Raw genomic sequence first — 18,317 nt, forward strand, 5'->3', positions numbered from 1 at the left:
AGGTAGCGAATTAAAACTTACTTTAACGACCCCACCAGCGCTTTGCGGCTCTCCTCAAGGGAGACCACGCGGCCGCAGACGTCCTTACCAAACTGCTGGAAATCTGCCTCCTGGTTTTTCCATTCGTCCTGAATGGCCGTTTGCAGGCCGCCGAGGCTACCGAGGATCCCCTGCAGCGGGTTACCGCCGCCTTTGAGAACCGCCTTCGCGCCCATCTCGTTGATGCTGTCCTGCAGAATACCGCCCATCGCCTGGTTTACCAGCTGCTGGCCGTCGGCGCGCACCTGATCGATGGCTTTATAGTGGAAGGTCAGCCCATCGTTGCGATGTTCAATAATGCGGCCCATTTGCGCTTTCAGCTGCGCATCAAGCTTGGTCAGGCGGCTATGCATGCTGCTGCTGGCCCCCACCTGTTCGGTAATGATTTTATCCAGCGCGGCGCGGCCTTTTTCTACCCGCGTGCGGGCACCTTCATCAATCCACGGCAGGCTGCTGCGCAGTCCAGCCTGATAGTCCTGCGCCTGCTCGCGCTGAGCGGCGTTCAGCGCATAGGCTTTCCCGTTAAAGGTCAGATTGCCGTCCGGCTTAATCACCAGATCGCCGTTTTCGCCTTTCACCTGCACCTGCTGCGGGCTGAGGATGACATCGTCACGCGGCGTGACGCTACACTGGTAGTCCGCATGCGCGGACAAAGCGGTGACGGAAAGCGCCACTGCCAACAGCGTTTTGCGCATCATTTAACTCCCTTCAGACAAAACGGGCCGGCAGCTGCCGACCCTTGTCAAACTTAGTCCCACCAGATATCAAAAAGTTCGCTGGTGCGCACATCGGCAAGCCCGCGCTCTTCCAGCCACTTACGCACGATGGCCTGGTGTTCTTCGGTGCATTTGCCGATTTCCTGCAGGCAGATCAGCCCTTCCCAGGAAAGATAGCCGCTGCCGTCAAAGGCTAGCTTATTAGGCTCAATCACTTCCTCAATCAGATCGTTAACGGTCTGGTCGATCTGCTCTTCGCTGGTTCCTTCCGCGAAGCGCCACGCGACGGAGAAACCTACTTCCTGAAACTCGTCGATATGCATTTTTTTACGCAGACGACGGCTACGATTCGTTGCCATTATTTCACCCTCTCGAACATTAAGTCCCATACGCCGTGGCCAAGACGATGACCACGCTGTTCAAATTTGGTTACCGGGCGCGATTCCGGGCGCGGCACATAGTCGTTGCTTTCTGACCGGTTACGATACCCTTCAAGCGAGGACATCACTTCCAGCATATGCTCGGCATATTGCTCCCAGTCGGTCGCCATATGGAAGACGCCGCCCAGCTTCAGTTTACTTTTCACCAGTTCGGCAAAAGGCGGCTGAACGATACGGCGCTTATTATGACGCGCTTTGTGCCACGGGTCAGGGAAAAACAGCTGCACCATGCTCAGGGAGTTATCCGGAATCATGGTATGCAGCACTTCCACCGCATCGTGGCACATGACGCGCAGGTTTTGCACGCCCTCTTCTTCGGCGGACGCCAGACAAGCGCCGACGCCCGGCGAGTGCACTTCAATGCCGAGGAAATTCTGCTGCGGCTTCTCTTTCGCCATCGCCACCAGCGACGCCCCCATACCAAAACCAATCTCCAGCGTGACCGGCGCTTCACGGCCAAACAGGGCGGCGAAATCGAGCGGCGCTTCGTTGAATTCAACGCCCATCACCGGCCAAATAGTGTCCAGCGCGTGCTGCTGACCTTTGGTCAGGCGGCCCTGACGACGGACGAAGCTGCGAATACGGCGCAGCGGGCGGCCGTTTTCATCGAATTCCGGAGATATGACGTCGTTTTTCATAAAAGTTAAGTCTGCTTGTGAGATGTGTTCGGAAAACGGGCATTATCCAAAGTTACCCGGCGGATGCAAGGGTTTACAGCCCCTCGCCCTTGTGCTGCAATCTGCCACCTTATAATCGCTTTCCCGGAGCCGTAGCTTTGACTTTTCTCGCCGCGCAATTTTCAGCCCAGGTACTGGACTGGTACGACAAATACGGGCGTAAAACCCTGCCCTGGCAAATCGGCAAGACGCCTTACAAAGTATGGCTCTCCGAGGTGATGTTGCAACAAACGCAAGTGGCGACGGTTATCCCCTATTTTGAACGCTTTATGGCGCGTTTCCCAACAATTACCGATCTGGCGAACGCGCCCCTCGATGAAGTCCTGCATCTGTGGACCGGACTCGGCTATTACGCCCGCGCGCGCAATCTGCATAAAGCGGCGCAGCAGGTGGCCACCCTGCACGACGGAAAATTCCCGCAGACCTTCGATGAAGTCGCCGCGCTGCCGGGCGTAGGCCGCTCCACCGCCGGCGCGATTTTGTCCCTTTCTCTCGGTCAGCATTATCCGATTCTCGACGGCAACGTGAAGCGCGTGCTCGCGCGCTGCTATGCTGTCAGCGGTTGGCCGGGGAAAAAAGAGGTTGAGAAACGCCTGTGGGATATCAGCGAAGACGTCACGCCAGCCAATGGGGTCGAGCGTTTTAACCAGGCCATGATGGACCTTGGAGCGATGGTATGTACCCGCTCAAAGCCGAAATGCGAGCTTTGTCCGCTGAATAACGGCTGCGTGGCCTACGCAAATCATTCATGGGATCAATATCCAGGCAAAAAACCGAAACAGACGATCCCCGAGCGTACCGGCTATTTCCTGCTGATGCAGCACGGCGACAAGGTGTTTCTCTCCCAGCGCCCGCCGGTGGGATTATGGGGGGGATTGTTCTGCTTCCCGCAGTTTGAAGATGAAGATGCGCTGCGGGAGTGGTTGGCCCAGCGGCAGATCGGGGCCGAGAATCTGACGCAATTAACCGCGTTCCGCCACACTTTCAGCCATTTCCATCTGGATATTGTGCCGATGTGGCTTACAGTGCACTCATCCGGCGCATGCATGGATGAAGGGGGCGCACTCTGGTATAACTTAGCGCAGCCGCCGTCCGTCGGTCTGGCGGCCCCCGTGGAGCGCTTGTTGCAACAGTTAAAAGCCGGAGCACCGGTTTAGCTTTCTGGCGATTAAAGAGGATTAAGAATGAGCAGAACGATTTTTTGTACTTTCCTGCAGCGTGAAGCCGATGGCCAGGATTTTCAGCTATATCCGGGCGAGCTGGGCAAACGCATCTATAACGAAATCTCCAAAGAAGCCTGGGCCCAGTGGCAGCATAAGCAGACGATGCTGATCAACGAGAAAAAACTCAGCATGATGAACCCTGAGCATCGCAAACTGCTGGAGCAGGAGATGGTTCAGTTCCTGTTTGAAGGCAAAGACGTGCACATCGAAGGCTATACGCCGCCAGAAAAACAGTAAGGGCCTGACGGCCCTTTACAACAATAAACACAACACGCACTCCCGGAATGATGAAAAAATACTTAGCGCTAGCGCTGATTGCGCCTTTGCTCGTTTCGTGTTCCAGCTCAACCAAAAAAGGCGCCGAGTATAACGAGGCGTGGGTGAAGGACACCAACGGCTTTGATATCCTGATGGGCCAGTTCGCCCATAACATCGAGAATATTTGGGGTTATAACGAAGTTCTGCTCGCCGGGCCGAAGGACTACGTCAAATACACCGACCAGTATCAAACCCGCAGCCACATCAACTTTGATGCGGGGACGATTACCGTTGAAACCATCGCCGGCACCGACCCGGCCGGGCGCCTGCGCCAGGCGATTATAAAAACCCTGCTAATGGGCGACGACCCTAACTCCATCGACCTCTATTCCGACGTCGATGATATTCAGATTTCAAAAGAGCCGTTCCTGTATGGCCAGGTGGTGGATAACACCGGCGAGGCGATTCGCTGGGAGTGGCGCGCCTCGCGCTTCGCCGACTATCTGCTGCAAACCCGCCTGAAAAGCCGCAGCAACGGCCCGCGCATGATCTACAGCATCACCATTAACCTGGTGCCGAACCACCTCGACAAACGCGCGCATAAATACATTGGCATGGTCCGTCAGGCGTCGCGCAAATACGGCGTTGATGAATCGCTGATCCTGGCGATTATGCAAACCGAATCCTCCTTTAACCCCTATGCGGTCAGCCACGCCGACGCCCTGGGGCTGATGCAGGTGGTGCAGCACAGCGCCGGGAAGGACGTGTTCCGTTCACAGGGGAAATCAGGCCTGCCGAGCCGCAGCTACCTGTTCGACCCGGTCAATAACATCGACACCGGTACCGCCTATCTGGCGATGCTGAACAACGTCTATCTGTCCGGTATCACCAACCCTACCTCGCGTCGCTATGCGGTTATCACCGCCTATAACGGCGGCGCGGGCAGCGTACTGCGGGTCTTCTCCAGCGATAAGGTTCAGGCGGCGAATATCATCAACAACATGACGCCGGGCGATGTTTATCAAACCATCACCAGCCGTCACCCCTCCGCCGAGTCGCGTCGTTATCTGTACAAGGTTAACTCTGCGCAGAAAGGCTACCGCCGCAGGTAATCTCCCTCCAGCGCCCTTGTTTCCTCAAGGGCGCATTCCTTCTGCTATACCCAATAGAGTTGCGCAACTCTTTTACGATTTTCTGCGGCAGTTAACAAAAGCATCCACCGCATAAATGATAGAATCCAACCAAAATAACGCTATAAATGTTATTTAAAACACAAAACAATTCTATATCCGTGAGGATCAAAACATGAATCTTAAGCTGCAGCTCAAAGTACTGTCGTTCCTGCAGTTCTGCCTCTGGGGAAGCTGGCTCACCACGCTCGGCTCGTATATGTTCGTCACCCTCAAGTTCGACGGAGCGGCCATCGGGGCGGTGTATAGCTCGCTCGGTATCGCCGCGGTGTTTATGCCGACGCTGCTCGGTATCGTTGCCGATAAATGGATCAGCGCCAAGTGGGTTTATGCCATTTGCCATCTGGTCGGCGCGCTGACGCTGTGGCTCGCCGCCCAGGTCACCACGCCGGGCGAGATGTTCCTCGTCATCCTGCTCAACTCGCTGGCCTATATGCCAACGCTGGGGCTGATTAACACCATTTCGTACTACCGCCTGCAGTCTGCGGATATGGATATCGTGACCGATTTCCCGCCGATTCGTATCTGGGGCACCATCGGCTTTATCCTCGCCATGTGGGCCGTCAGCTTCTCCGGCTTTGAGCTGAGCCATATGCAGCTTTATATCGGCGCGGCGCTCTCCTTACTGCTGGTGCTCTTCACCCTGACGCTGCCGCATATTCCGGTGGCTAATCAGCAGAAAAACCAGAGCTGGACCGCCATGCTGGGCCTCGATGCCTTCGCGCTGTTTAAAAACAAACGCATGGCGATCTTCTTTATTTTCTCGATGATGCTGGGCGCCGAGCTGCAGATCACCAATATGTTCGGCAACACCTTCCTGCACAGCTTTGATAAAGATCCGCTGTTCGCCAGCAGCTTTATCGTGCAGCACGCCTCGGTGATGATGTCGATTTCGCAGATCTCGGAAACCCTGTTCATCCTGACCATTCCGTTCTTCCTCAGCCGCTACGGCATCAAGAACGTGATGCTGATCAGTATCGTGGCGTGGATGCTGCGCTTCGGCCTGTTCGCTTACGGCGATCCGACCCCGTTCGGCACCGTGCTGCTGGTGCTGTCGATGATCGTTTATGGCTGCGCCTTCGACTTTTTCAACATCTCGGGTTCGGTGTTTGTGGAAAAAGAGGTTCGCCCGGAAATCCGCGCCAGCGCGCAGGGGATGTTCCTGATGATGACCAACGGGTTTGGCTGCATACTTGGTGGGATGGTGAGCGGCAAAGTCGTAGAGCACTTTACCGTCGAAGGGATCACCGACTGGCAAACCGTGTGGCTGATTTTCGCCGGCTATTCGCTGGTGCTGGCGTTTGCCTTTGTGGCGCTGTTTAAGTACAAGCACGTCCGCGTACCAACCGGGGCGCAGACCGTCGCACATTAAATAAACGGCTTACCCCAGATTTACGAATAAAAAAACGCGCCCCGGTGTTATCAACGGGGCGCGTTTTTTATGCTTTCAGCACATAGCCATATAGCCGCTTAATGCCGTCAGGGTCCGTTTCGCTGTAGACCCCCTGGAGCTCCGGCGAGAAGCCCGGCAGCATATTGACGCCTTCCTCCAGCGCCAGGAAATAGCGCAGCACCGCCCCGCCCCAGATCTCTCCGGGCACGACGCACAGCACGCCCGGTGGATACGGCAGCGCGCCTTCCGCCGCAATCCGCCCTTCGGCTGCGCTTAAGCGCACCAGCTCAACGTTACCGCGAATAAACTCGCGGTTGGCGTCCTGCGGGTTCATCACCGCCCGCGGGAAGCTCTTCTTGCGGAACATCTCTTTTTGCAAATCCTTCACGTCAAAGCTGACGTACAGGTTATGCATCTCCTGGCACAGCTCGCGGATGGTGTAATCCCGATAGCGCACCGGATATTTGTTAAAGATGGTCGGCAGAACGTCGGCCAGCGGGGTATCGGATTCAATATGCTGCTCAAACCGGGCGAGCATCGCCACCAGCTGCGCCAGCTTCTCCGCGCTCTCTGCGGGCGTCAGCAGGAACAGAATGGAGTTCAGATCGCACTTCTCCGGCACGATGCCGTTTTCGCGCAGATAGTGCGCGAGGATGGTCGCCGGAATGCCAAAATCGGTATATTTCCCGCTCTCGGCGTCGATCCCCGGCGTCGTCAGCAGCAGTTTGCAGGGGTCAACGAAGTACTGATCGCTGGCATAACCTTCAAAGCCGTGCCAGCGCGCGCCCGGCTCAAAGCTAAAGAAACGCCGTTCGCGGGCGATGGCTTCGGTAGGATGATCCTGCCACGGACGCCCCGCCACCACCGGCGGAATAAACGGCTGGATCATTTTGCAGTTGGCGATAATCGCCTTGCGCGCTTCGATACCCAGCGCCACGCACTCCGCCCACAGGCGGCGCCCGCTCTCGCCTTCGTGAATTTTGGCATTCACGTCCAGGGCGGCGAACAGCGGATAAAACGGGCTGGTCGAGGCGTGCAACATAAAGGCGTTGTTCAGCCGCTTATGCGGGCAAAAACGTTCCTGTCCGCGCAGATGATTGTCTTTTTTGTGGATCTGCGACGTTTGCGAAAAACCGGCCTGCTGTTTATGCACCGACTGCGTAACAAAAATGCCCGGGTCATCCGGCGTCAGGTCCAGCAGCAGCGGCGAACAGTCGGCCATCATCGGGATAAACTGCTCGTAGCCGACCCAGGCCGAGTCAAACAGGATGTAGTCGCACAGGCTGCCGATTTTATCGACCACCTGGCGGGCGTTGTATACCGTCCCATCATAAGTCCCGAGCTGGATCACCGCGAGGCGGAACGGGCGCGGCATATCAGCTTTTTCCGGCGCCGTCTCGCGAATCAGATCGCGCAGGTATTTTTCATCGAAGCAGCGATCGTCAATCCCGCCGATAAAACCGAACGGGTTGCGCGATGCTTCGAGATAGACCGGCGTCGCGCCTGCCTGAATCAGCGCCCCATGATGATTGGATTTATGGTTATTGCGATCAAACAGCACCAGATCGCCGCGCGTCAGCAGCGCGTTGGTGACGACTTTGTTCGCCGCCGAGGTGCCGTTAAGGACAAAATAGGTTTTATCGGCGTTGAACACTTTCGCCGCGAACTTTTGCGCGTGTTTGGCAGACCCTTCATGAATCAGCAGATCGCCAAGCTTAACGTCGGCGTTGCACATGTCGGCGCGAAAGACGTTTTCGCCAAAGAAGTCAAAGAACTGCCGTCCCGCCGGATGCTTCTTAAAGAAGGCGCCGTGCTGATGGCCCGGACACGCGAAGGTGCTGTTATCCATCTCAACGTATTGGGTCAGCGTATCGAAGAACGGCGGCAGCAGATTCTCTTCGTAGCCGCAGGCGGCGGCTTCCAGTTCGAGCCACTCCTGCTCTTTGCCGCTAACGATCGCCATGACGCCCTGCGGTTTTTCGTGGTCAGCTTCACTGAACAGATAAACCGGCAGGTTGAACCCGGTGCGTTTCAGCAACGCAAGGATGCCGCTGCGGCTGTCCGCTACGGTAATGACGACTGCCGCCACATCGGTAAAATCGGTACTGTCCAGGGCCACCACGCGACGATGGGTAGACAGGCGGGATACCAGCTCGCGGCTGGCGGCAATGTGCATTGATTTCATGAGCGCGAATACCCGTTTCCGGAGAGTAAAAGGCTTAGGCCAGGGCATCTGTGCTCTGGCCAACGAACTGTCAGGGTCTGGCTGGATCCCAGCTCCGACCGCCAGACATCAGTAAAAGCAGACCGCGTCCGATCTTACTGTTGTCCTGCAGTGAGCCTGCGTTACGCTCACCGCATGGCGGGCAGAAGTTGCAGAGTAAGGGTAGCAAGACGAGGCTGCCTGCGCATCTGTACGCAACGGCAACGGCGATGTAGCGGCGATGTCGTCATCACGGCGGCCTCATTCAGGAGAGGAGAAAATTCGCGCAATCATGTCACCTTTAAATCTACCGCGCAAGATGAATTACGTATGCAGCCACACCACGGATGCGCAAGCCTTTTTGCCCGTTTGGCGTCATAATAATGCAGTCATTAGGGATAATTAACAGGAGTCATGCTGTGGTTACAGGGCCATTTATTAACGCCGGCGCGGTCCTTTTGGGCGGCGTGCTCGGCGCGCTTTTAAGTCAAAGATTGCCGGAACGGATTCGGACATCAATGACCTCTATTTTTGGCCTGGCGTCGTTAGGCATCGGCATTCTGCTGGTGATCAAATGCGCCAACCTGCCGGTGATGGTGCTTTCAACGCTGGTGGGCGCGCTGCTCGGCGAAGTGTGCAACATGGAGAAAGGCATTAATACGCTGGTCAGTAAGCTCCAGCAGCTGCTTTCGCCCAAAAAGGGGCAGAAAAAGGTCTCAGCGCATGAGTCCTATATTCAAAGCTACGTCGCGATTATCGTGCTGTTCTGCGCCAGCGGAACCGGGATTTTCGGCGCGATGCGCGAAGGGATGACCGGCGACGCCAGCATTCTTATCGCCAAAGCGTTTCTCGACTTCTTTACCGCCACCATCTTCGCCTGCACCCTGGGGCTGGCGGTCTCGGCCATTTGCGTACCGATGCTGGCCATCCAGCTGGCGCTGGCGGCCTGCGCGTCGCTGATTATGCCGTTAACCACGCCGATGATGATGGCGGATTTCACCGCCGTCGGCGGCATGTTGCTGGTCGCAACTGGTCTGCGCATTTGCGGAATTAAAATGTTCGCAGTGGTGAATATGCTACCGGCCCTGGTGCTGGCGATGCCGATTTCAGTGGCCTGGACGGCGTTTTTCGCCTGAAGATGCGTGCTTTTGACGCAATCTGGTGATAGATTGTTCAGTCTGCTGCGAAACAGATAAATTTCGTTGACGAGGTGCGGTGAATCAGGTTTAATGCGCCCCGTTGCCCGGATAGCTCAGTCGGTAGAGCAGGGGATTGAAAATCCCCGTGTCCTTGGTTCGATTCCGAGTCCGGGCACCACTATTTAAAGAACCCGCCCACAAGGCGGGTTTTTGCTTTTCTGCGACCGGACTCTCCATCGAACTGCATTCGATTATTCGCCGCAAGGTAGTCTTCATTTGCAATGATATTGGGTGGAAACTCGCTTATTAAAAGTTATACCCAAAACAACATGCTAAATCCGGTCAAAACGATAATACAAGCGATATTCAAAAACAGGCCGGCGCGCATCATCTCCTGCTGCTTGATATGACCGGTGGCGAAAACGATAGCGTTTGGCGGCGTCGCCACGGGCAGCATAAAAGCGCATGAAGCCGCAATGGCAATCAATACCGACAGAATCACAGGAGACATGCCGAACGCTTCGGCCACCGAGGCAAATACGGGAATGAGCAACGCAGCGCTGGCCGTATTACTGGCAAACTCGGTTAGAAACACCACGAATGTTGCAATCACCAGGATAATAATAAATATCCCCATATGAGCCACCATCCCGCTAATCTGGTTTGCCAGGAACAAGCTGGTGCCCGTCTCTTTCAACACATTACTTAAGCAAATACCACCGCCGAATAATAGCAGCACGCCCCAGTCAGCCGTTTTCTCTATATCCTTCCAGTGAACCACCCGGGCGAAATTGACCAATATAATGGCGCCTAAAGCCACGATGGTATCGAAGGATTTAAAACCGCCCAGCAGATCGTTAATGGGTCCGCTGAAAATCCAGAAGAATACGGTAAGCGCAAAAATAGCCAGGGTGACTATTTTGCCTTTATCCCAATCGACCCGTTCACTATTCGTTTCGAAGGTCCCCTTAAGTTCCGGCCTGAACACGAGGTAAAGAATCGCAATAGCGACAGGCAGTAAGACGATCATTGCCGGGAAACCGAACTTCATCCAGTCAAAGAAGGAGAGCCCCACCTCGGCGGCGGCAATCGCATTCGGTGGACTGCCGACGATAGTCGCCATCCCGCCAATGCTGGCGCTATAGGCAATCCCCAGGAGCACAAACACATAGGTCGAATGGCTGTTTTTGCTATCGACTTTGCTCAGGATCCCCAATACCAGCGGCATCATCATTGCGGCCGTCGCCGTATTACTGATCCACATTGACAGCAGCGCCGTCACGCCAAACAGCATAAAGACCGCGAGGCTCATTTTACCCCTCGCCATCGCTAATACCTTATCAGCAATGACTTTATCCAGCCCCTGCACATGCATCGCCGCCGCCAGAGCAAAGCCGCCGAGGAAAAGAAATATCGTAGAGTTGGCAAAACTGTTTAGCGCCGCCTGGGTATTAAATACCCCCAGCAGCACGGCCATGACGGGAACCATTATTGCCGTAACGGTCACATGCAGCGCTTCCGTTAACCATAATACGGCGATAAAAGCGAGCATACTCAGTCCCATGACCACCTTCGGCTCATAGGGTAGCGTGTTGTAGAGAACGATAAACAGAACAATATCGAGCAAAATGATGATGCTGTTACGATTAAAAAACCACTCGTGGGTATTGGTGGGTAAAGGACTCATGTCGTTTTTATTCATAGTAGCTTCCTTGTAACTGGTTACGACTGAATCATTACATGTATATGTCTTGCAGGTATAAATTATGTTCCTGTTCTGTTAACTGGATCGTACCAGACAATTTTCCGACTGATTAACTACTGGGCAGGATATTTTTGGAAATAGGGTTCCTGATATAGGTTATTTATTGAAGCGAGCAGGAACATCTTATCAGGATTAATTCACTCACCTGAATTTCCGTCGTTGAACAATGCCCCGGTATACCGGGTACTGATATTTTCGCTGGCACCTGAAAGTTGCCGCTGGGAACTATCGATTATTTTCAGCAATCCTTTTCTGAAATAGAGATAAAGCAGCGCGTAAAAACGGATAATTCGGTGAAAAACCCGGCAAAAAAGCTATTTTCTGGAAATCGACACGCCCAGGCGGCTAACAACCTTTCCCTCCGGATGGCTAAAAAGCATCTTATATTCCTTTTTGCTCTTAACGGCAGACAAAAGTTCTTTAAAATGCCAATTTTGCAGCCCTACCATTCAAATCATCTCGATACGAATGGGCAAAATGTTATGTCAGTTTTTCATTCCGTTAGCGACCTGATTGGTCATACTCCCCTGCTGCAGCTGCATAAGCTGGATACCGGCCCCTGCAACCTGTTTCTAAAACTGGAAAATCAAAATCCCGGCGGCTCGATAAAAGACCGCGTCGCGCTATCCATGATTACCCAGGCAGAGCGCGAAGGAAAATTAAAGCCCGGGGGCACGATTATCGAAGCCACCGCCGGCAATACCGGCCTCGGGCTGGCGCTGATCGCCGCGCAGAAAAATTATCGCCTGATCCTGGTGGTGCCGGACAAAATGAGCCGCGAGAAGATTTTCCATCTGCGCGCGCTGGGAGCGCAGGTGCAGCTTACCCGCTCGGACGTTAACAAAGGCCATCCCGCCTACTATCAGGACTACGCCCGGCGTCTTGCCGACGAAACGCCAGGCGCCTTTTATATCGACCAGTTTAATAACGAGGCCAATCCGCTGGCGCATGCCACCACCACTGCCCCGGAAATCTTCCAGCAGCTGGAAGGCGATATCGACGCGATCGTCGTCGGCGTCGGCTCCGGCGGAACGCTCGGCGGGCTACAGGCCTGGTTTGCTGAACACTCCCCTAAAACGGAATTTATCCTTGCCGATCCGGCGGGCTCCATTCTGGCGGACCAGGTCGAAACCGGGCGCTACGGTGAAACCGGCTCCTGGCTGGTTGAAGGGATCGGCGAAGACTTTATTCCGCCGCTGGCCCATCTTGAAGGCGTCCGCAGCGCTTACCGCGTCACCGATAGCGAAGCTTTCGCCACCGCCCGCCAGCTGCTGCAGGTTGAAGGTATTCTGGCAGGCTCCTCTACCGGAACATTGCTCACCGCCGCCCTGCGCTACTGCCGGTCGCAGACATCCCCTAAACGCGTGGTGACCTTCGCCTGCGACAGCGGCAATAAATATTTATCAAAGATGTTTAACGATGACTGGATGCGCCAGCAGGGCTTTTTAAGCCGCCCATCGCGCGGCGATCTCAGCGATTTTATCGCTCTGCGCCACGACGAAGGGGCAACCGTCACCGCCGCGCCGGACGATACCCTGGCGGCCATCCTCGCGCGTATGCGCCTCTACGACATCTCACAGCTGCCGGTGCTGGAAAACGGCCGCGTCGTCGGCATCGTCGACGAATGGGATCTGATTAGCCACGTCCAGGGCGACAGCCAGCGCTTTGCTCTGCCGGTCAGGGAAGCGATGACCCGTAACGTGGAAACCCTGGATAAGCACGCGCCGGAAAGCGCGCTGAAAGCCATTTTCGATCGCGGCCTGGTAGCCGTTATCGCCGACAACGATCGTTTTCTTGGCCTCATTACCCGCAGCGATGTGCTGACCACCTGGCGTAACCGACTCGAACAGTAAGGACTTTTCAATGACAAATTTGCATACTCTGAGCGTACATAGCGGCACATTTACCGATGAACACGGCGCGGTGATGCCGCCTATTTATGCCACCTCTACCTTTGCCCAGCCCGCGCCGGGCCAGCATACCGGGTACGAATATTCGCGCAGCGGCAACCCGACCCGCCACGCGCTGGAAACGGCAATTGCCGACCTGGAAAGCGGCACGCGCGGCTACGCCTTTGCTTCCGGCCTTGCGGCCATCTCAACCGTGCTGGAGCTGCTGGATAAAGATAGCCACCTGGTCGCCGTCGACGATGTCTACGGCGGCACATACCGGCTGATTGAAAACGTTCGCCGCCGCAGCGCCGGCCTGCGGGTGAGCTGGGTGAAGCCCGACGATCTGGCGGCCATCGAAGCGGCCATTCGGCCCGATACGCGCATGATCTGGGTCGAAACGCCGACCAACCCGCTGCTTAAGCTGGCAGACCTCAGCGCTATCGCCGCCATTGCCCGGCGGCACAATATTATCAGCGTCACCGACAACACCTTCGCCTCGCCGGCTATCCATCGTCCGCTGGAGCTGGGCTTCGATATCGTGGTGCACTCGGCGACCAAATACCTCAACGGCCACTCCGATGTGGTCGCCGGGCTGGCGGTGGTCGGCGACAACGCCGCGCTGGCGGAAAAGCTGGGCTATCTGCAAAACGCGGTTGGCGGCGTTCTCGATCCGTTCAGCAGCTTCCTGACGCTGCGCGGTATTCGTACCCTGGCGCTGCGTATGGAGCGCCACAGCAGCAATGCGCTGCTGCTCGCCGAGTGGCTGGAGCAGCAGCCGCAGGTCGAAAAGGTCTGGTTCCCGTGGCTGGCCTCGCATCCGCATCATCAGCTGGCGCGCAGGCAGATGGCGCTTCCCGGCGGGATGATCTCCGTGGTGGTCAAAGGCGACGATAGCTACGCCGAGCGGATCATTCGTAAACTGAAGCTGTTTACCCTCGCGGAGAGCCTCGGCGGCGTGGAAAGCCTGGTGAGCCAGCCGTTTAGCATGACCCACGCGTCGATCCCGCTGGAGCAGCGGTTAGCCAACGGGATTACTCCGCAGCTGATTCGTCTGTCGGTAGGGATTGAAGATCCGCAGGATCTGATCGCCGACTGGCGCCATGCGCTGCGCGACTAAGCAGATTGCCCGGCAGCAGCTAACGCTTTGCCGGGCCGACAAGCCCCCCATCACATCAGGCCCGCCGCCCGGCAGAGAATTAAGCGGTCAGCCCGTTCTGGCGCTGCCCCTGCAAAAGATGCTCAACAAACCGCGTCAGCTTCGGCAGCGGGCGCAGGTCCTGCCGCCAGAGTAGATGAACCGGCCTCGGCTGTGGAGTATAAGCCTCCAGCACGCGCACCAGTTGGCCGCACTCGAGCGCATCTGCCAGCAGCACTTCCGGCTGCAGCAGCAGTCCGGCGCCGGCGATCGCCGCCGTTCGCAGCGCGTAGCCATCATTACAGCGCAGAACAGCATCGCGCTTCCAGCGGACGCCCTCCTCCGCGCCCGGCAGCTTCCACTCATTGCGCGCGGTCCACACCGTATGCGACAAACAGAGGTGATCGGCCAGGTCCGCAGGCGTTGTCGGCGTACCGTGGCGGGCTAAATACCCGGGCGCGGCGCAGATCGTCATCCGGTAGGGCGCGAGATACTTTGCCACCAGATCGTTATTGCGGATCTCGCCGATACGGATCGCCAGATCGATACCTTCATCCACCAGATCGACCATCCGGTTGGTCAGATCCAGCTCCACGCGCACGTCGGGCCAGGCCTGGAGAAAAGTGGCGGCCAGCGGTGCGATCACGCAGGCGCCAAACGACGTCGGCGCGCTTACCCGCAGCGTCCCCGCGGGCGCGATCCGCAGCCTCTCCACCGCGCTTTCGGCGATGGAAACCTGCTCAAGGACGCGTTTCGCCTCGTCAAAATAGACCCGCCCGGCGTCGGTGAGGCTCTGGCGGCGGGTATTGCGCTCAAGAAGACGGGTATTAAGCTGCCGCTCGATCAGCGCGATATATTTCCCGACCATCACCGCCGACATATCGAGCCGCGATGCGGCTTCGGTAAAGCTTCCGCATTCCACCACCGCAATAAAGGTCTCCATCGCCCGCAGCTTATCCATATTGCAAACCTCAGGTTAGTAATCATTTAACTTTTAGCCAGTTTATCCGATATCTGTTTTATTAAAGAATAGCCTCTCACCCGAGAGAGGAACCTGCTATGAAAATCATCGTTATTGGCGCCAGCGGTACCGTTGGCCGCGCGGTTGCGCAAGAGTTAAGTCAGCGTCATGAGGTTATTCACGTCGGCCGCACTCAGGGCGACTATCAAGTGGATATCACCTCACAGCAAAGCGTAGAGAGCCTGTTTGAGAAAACCGGCCGGGTAGACGCGATTGTTTCCGCCACCGGTAATCTGTTCTTTGGCCCACTGGCAACCATGACCGACGGCGATTTCAACCAGGGCTTACAGGATAAGCTATTGGGGCAGATTCGCCTGGCGTTGACCGGCCAGCATTATCTGAACGATGGCGGATCTATTACGCTGATTAGCGGGATCGTCGCCCATGAGCCCATCGCTCAGGGCGTCAATGCCACCACCGTCAACGCCGGGCTGGAAGGATTCGTTCGCGCCGCCGCCTGCGAACTGCCGCGCGGAATACGCATTAACCTGATTAGCCCGACCGTATTAACGGAATCGGCGGCAGCCTACGACGGTTTCTTCCCCGGTTTTGCCAGCGTCCCCGCCGCCAGCGTGGCTCAGGCCTACCGCCGCAGCGTAGAAGGCATCCAGAACGGACGGATCTATAAGGTCGGCTACTAACCGGCCGCTGCGGGCTGGAATCCCCCTTCCGGCCCGCGACGGCGCTTACATCCTGTTCCATCAACAGTTACACTGGCCCTTCAATTTGCCTTTTTGAACCACTCATGTTGAAAAAACTCGCTTTTATTGCCCCGCTTTTGGCGCTTATCGCCCTGCTTATCTGGTGGTTCACGCCCCGCTACGCCGAAGAGGATGTCGCGTACTACCGCTCCGTCTTCTGCGCGATCGACCATCAGGACAGCCGCGCGTTTCTCCGCGATATGGAAAATATGATTGAAGGCGGCAATTCGGACTATGCGCTACATAAGACCCATTACGTGCCCGCCCTGGGCCAACGGATGCTGGACACCTGGCAGCAGCTCACGCCGGAAGAACAGAAAAGTATCAGCAAGGACCAGCAGCGCTGTCGCCAGCTGATGAGCGAAAAACAGCGTTCGCGCTAAGAATTCGCGCTGAGCAAAACGAAACGCTGGCAGGAAAGGTTAAACAGAAATTATGTTTCAATTGGCTATTGGCGGCGGCAATCATCAATCTGACGCCGGATTGCCCTTATCATAAAAAGTAGTTGATCTGGTATCGACAAGCTCTTATTTTGCTTCTCAGTTTTTCAACGAGATGAAACTGATGCCTACTATTACAGCCAGTAGTATGAAAGAAGCAAAAGAGTTAATGAATTGCGGGAAGTACAAAGAAATCGTCCTCAATTTCGATATCGATGCTGACGATTTTTTCACCCTCGCCACATCCCAGTCAGCAACCAAAGTCACCATCACAGACAGAAATAATCGCTCATCGGTCAACGCAGAAAAATAATAAAAACCCCTGAGGCTCTTCTTATGCTGTTAGCTATTGGTACCGTCGCTGTTGCTTTTCTTTCCGCATTGATGCTGATCTGGCTTGACGATCGCATTGCCGACCAGGATTAACGACCCGGGCCGACGATAAGTCGCAGAAGGCCCGCCTCTGTGTTTCTCTCGCCCGTAGCCAAAGGCTACGGGCGATTCAAAAACCCCGCCCAAGCCATTTTCACGTTACTCATTGCTGTTTTTCGCTCAACGGGCAGACCATGCATTCGCATGAAGATGGGGGGCTTAGAGAAGAGAACGGCAAGGAAGCCCCGCGCCGCCAACGGCGCAGAGCAGGGCGATTACAGCGACTTCGCCAGACGCTCGACGGCGGTCATCAGACCGTCCGCCGACACCGTAGAGTAGGAGAGACGCAGCGTGCGGGTATCCGGGTTATCGTTATAGAACGCTTCCCCAGGCACGTAGACTACGCCGTTTTCCAGCGTTTTCTTCATCCATTCCATGGTATCGAACGGATAACGGAAGCGAGCCCACAGGAACATACCACCTTTAGGACGGCTGAACTCCAGATGCTCGCCAAGCTGCGATTCCAGCGCGTCGGCCAGGGCCACGCACTTCTTACGATAATCTTCGCGAATCAGGGCAATCTGGCTTTCCAGACGGTTCATGCTCAGGTATTCCGCGGTGATCACCTGCGAGAGCATGTTAGTGTGCAGATCCGCCGCCTGTTTGACGATCACCGTCTGCTGCGCCAGCCAGTCCGGCATGACGATCCAGCCAATACGCATCCCCGGCGCGAGGATCTTGGAGAAGGTGGAGGTATAAACCACCTGATCTTCACAGCCCAGCTCAACCGCGTACTGATACAGCGGGCGGCGTACTTCGTCAGTGAAGCTGATTTCACCGTACGGATCGTCTTCAATGATGACGAAGTCATGCTTTTTCGCCAGCTCTACCAGGCGGCGACGGCGCGCTTCGCTCAGGGTTTTCCCACCGGGGTTGCCAAACGTCGGCACCAGGTAAACGGCTTTCACCCGGGTGGTTTCCAGCAGGTCGGCCAGTTGCTCCACCAGCATACCGTCATCATCGGTATCGACGCTGAGAATGTTCGCCTGCGCCAGCTGGAAGACCTGCAGCGCCGCCAGATAGGTCGGGCGCTCAACGACGATGGCATCGCCCGGATCGAGCAGCGTGCGGGCGACGATATCCAGCGACTGCTGCGAACCGGAGGTGATATAGACATGGCTTGCCGGGCAGGCAACGCCGCGCGCCTGACACAGTTCGCTAACGGCCTGACGCAGCGGCGGATAACCTTCGGTCAACCCGTACTGAAACGCATCGTTAAAGCGCCCGTTCATCACCTGCTGCACCGCCAGGTTCAGGCCTTCGGTATCAAAAAGCTCCGGGGCCGGAATACCTCCGCCCAGGGAGATCACGCCGGGCAGTTTACTGTGCTTGAGGAGTTCGCGGACGGCGGAGGGCTTAAGTTCACCCGCGCGGGCGGCGAGTCGCCGATCGTGCATACTATTTTCCTTTTCTGTCTTGTTGTTGTGATGTTTTATCTATTTTTTACCGATAATTCTCCCGGTCGCACTATGCTCACTGGGGCTACGGGTTCGTATGTTCGGTAGCCCGGACAGATGCGCAGCATCGCCTCCGGGATATTCTTCAGCATCCTGCGGCCTTCCCCCGGGGGCGGCGCGATGCGCCTTGCCCGGGCTACAAATGCCGCAGGTGACGAGAACCGCAGCCCGAATAAGGCGCTCATCGCCGCAATCC

At 56.2% G+C, this 18,317-nt stretch carries 17 protein-coding genes and 1 tRNA gene; 11 read left to right on the forward strand and 7 right to left on the reverse strand.

All coding sequences use genetic code 11. The features are described from left to right. Window positions 1–17 precede the first annotated feature (17 nt). The 3 genes from BWI76_RS24140 to trmB are packed head-to-tail and all read right to left on the reverse strand — an operon-like array spanning window position 18 to window position 1,833. The gene (locus BWI76_RS24140; protein ID WP_024358653.1) at window positions 18–737 is read right to left on the reverse strand and encodes a DUF2884 domain-containing protein; all 720 of its coding nucleotides are present in this window, start codon (window positions 735–737) and stop codon (window positions 18–20) included. Between the two features lie 50 nt (window positions 738–787). Continuing rightward, the gene (locus tag BWI76_RS24145) at window positions 788–1,114 is read right to left on the reverse strand and encodes a YggL family protein (protein ID WP_004135829.1); all 327 of its coding nucleotides are present in this window, start codon (window positions 1,112–1,114) and stop codon (window positions 788–790) included. Continuing rightward, on the reverse strand, window positions 1,114–1,833 hold the full coding sequence (gene trmB, locus BWI76_RS24150; protein WP_004125186.1) for a tRNA (guanosine(46)-N7)-methyltransferase TrmB: 720 nt from the start codon (window positions 1,831–1,833) through the stop codon (window positions 1,114–1,116). The genes BWI76_RS24145 and trmB overlap by 1 nt, the downstream gene beginning before the upstream one ends. Window positions 1,834–1,970: 137 nt before the next feature. Here trmB and mutY point away from each other — a divergent pair, with 137 nt between their 5' ends. The 4 genes from mutY to BWI76_RS24170 all read left to right on the forward strand — a co-directional run bounded on the left by mutY (window position 1,971) and on the right by BWI76_RS24170 (window position 5,915). Continuing rightward, entirely contained in the window at window positions 1,971–3,029 is a 1,059-nt protein-coding gene (gene mutY, locus BWI76_RS24155) for an A/G-specific adenine glycosylase (RefSeq protein ID WP_004135826.1), read from the forward strand. A 27-nt stretch (window positions 3,030–3,056) separates the two neighbouring features. Beyond that, window positions 3,057–3,332 (forward strand): oxidative damage protection protein, encoded by a 276-nt coding sequence (locus BWI76_RS24160; RefSeq protein WP_004105744.1) that lies wholly within the window; start codon window positions 3,057–3,059, stop codon window positions 3,330–3,332. 50 nt (window positions 3,333–3,382) lie between these two features. Continuing rightward, window positions 3,383–4,465: a membrane-bound lytic murein transglycosylase MltC gene (gene mltC / locus BWI76_RS24165; RefSeq protein WP_004135825.1), complete on the forward strand. Its 1,083-nt coding sequence runs from the start codon at window positions 3,383–3,385 to the stop codon at window positions 4,463–4,465. 193 nt (window positions 4,466–4,658) lie between these two features. Next, entirely contained in the window at window positions 4,659–5,915 is a 1,257-nt protein-coding gene (locus BWI76_RS24170; protein ID WP_004135823.1) for a nucleoside permease, read from the forward strand. A gap of 67 nt (window positions 5,916–5,982) precedes the next feature. Here BWI76_RS24170 and BWI76_RS24175 read toward each other — a convergent pair whose 3' ends face one another. Further along, on the reverse strand, window positions 5,983–8,121 hold the full coding sequence (locus BWI76_RS24175; RefSeq protein ID WP_004135821.1) for an ornithine decarboxylase: 2,139 nt from the start codon (window positions 8,119–8,121) through the stop codon (window positions 5,983–5,985). A gap of 437 nt (window positions 8,122–8,558) precedes the next feature. On the opposite strand from BWI76_RS24175, the gene BWI76_RS24185 reads away from it, so the two are divergent. Then, window positions 8,559–9,275 (forward strand): DUF554 domain-containing protein, encoded by a 717-nt coding sequence (locus BWI76_RS24185; protein WP_004135818.1) that lies wholly within the window; start codon window positions 8,559–8,561, stop codon window positions 9,273–9,275. A gap of 105 nt (window positions 9,276–9,380) precedes the next feature. Continuing rightward, a tRNA-Phe gene (locus BWI76_RS24190) sits at window positions 9,381–9,456 on the forward strand. A gap of 135 nt (window positions 9,457–9,591) precedes the next feature. On the opposite strand, the gene BWI76_RS24195 is transcribed toward BWI76_RS24190, so the two are convergent. After that, window positions 9,592–10,980 carry an SLC13 family permease gene (locus tag BWI76_RS24195; RefSeq protein ID WP_049085001.1) on the reverse strand — a complete coding sequence of 463 codons (1,389 nt, stop codon included), beginning with the start codon at window positions 10,978–10,980 and terminating at the stop codon, window positions 9,592–9,594. A 545-nt stretch (window positions 10,981–11,525) separates the two neighbouring features. Here BWI76_RS24195 and BWI76_RS24205 point away from each other — a divergent pair. Beyond that, complete coding sequence (locus BWI76_RS24205) at window positions 11,526–12,896, forward strand: pyridoxal-phosphate dependent enzyme (RefSeq protein ID WP_004135812.1); 1,371 nt, start codon at window positions 11,526–11,528, stop codon at window positions 12,894–12,896. Between the two features lie 10 nt (window positions 12,897–12,906). Then, window positions 12,907–14,052, forward strand: a complete 1,146-nt coding sequence (locus tag BWI76_RS24210; RefSeq protein WP_004135810.1) for a trans-sulfuration enzyme family protein — start codon at window positions 12,907–12,909, stop codon at window positions 14,050–14,052. Between the two features lie 79 nt (window positions 14,053–14,131). Here the strand turns inward: BWI76_RS24210 and BWI76_RS24215 are convergent, their stop codons facing one another. Then, complete coding sequence (locus BWI76_RS24215; RefSeq protein WP_004135809.1) at window positions 14,132–15,031, reverse strand: LysR family transcriptional regulator; 900 nt, start codon at window positions 15,029–15,031, stop codon at window positions 14,132–14,134. 98 nt (window positions 15,032–15,129) lie between these two features. Between BWI76_RS24215 and BWI76_RS24220 the strand changes: the two genes are divergently transcribed. From BWI76_RS24220 to BWI76_RS24230, 3 genes are all read left to right on the forward strand, one after another. Further along, window positions 15,130–15,732, forward strand: a complete 603-nt coding sequence (locus BWI76_RS24220) for a short chain dehydrogenase (RefSeq protein ID WP_004135806.1) — start codon at window positions 15,130–15,132, stop codon at window positions 15,730–15,732. Window positions 15,733–15,836: 104 nt separating this feature from the next. Next, the gene (locus tag BWI76_RS24225) at window positions 15,837–16,175 is read left to right on the forward strand and encodes a hypothetical protein (RefSeq protein WP_004135798.1); all 339 of its coding nucleotides are present in this window, start codon (window positions 15,837–15,839) and stop codon (window positions 16,173–16,175) included. 181 nt (window positions 16,176–16,356) lie between these two features. Next, the gene (locus tag BWI76_RS24230) at window positions 16,357–16,545 is read left to right on the forward strand and encodes a hypothetical protein (RefSeq protein ID WP_004135795.1); all 189 of its coding nucleotides are present in this window, start codon (window positions 16,357–16,359) and stop codon (window positions 16,543–16,545) included. Between the two features lie 334 nt (window positions 16,546–16,879). On the opposite strand, the gene BWI76_RS24235 is transcribed toward BWI76_RS24230, so the two are convergent. Beyond that, entirely contained in the window at window positions 16,880–18,061 is a 1,182-nt protein-coding gene (locus BWI76_RS24235) for a PLP-dependent aminotransferase family protein (RefSeq protein ID WP_004135794.1), read from the reverse strand. Window positions 18,062–18,317: the final 256 nt, after the last annotated feature.

Source organism: Klebsiella sp. M5al (assembly GCF_002090195.1).
Taxonomy (GTDB): domain Bacteria; phylum Pseudomonadota; class Gammaproteobacteria; order Enterobacterales; family Enterobacteriaceae; genus Klebsiella; species Klebsiella grimontii.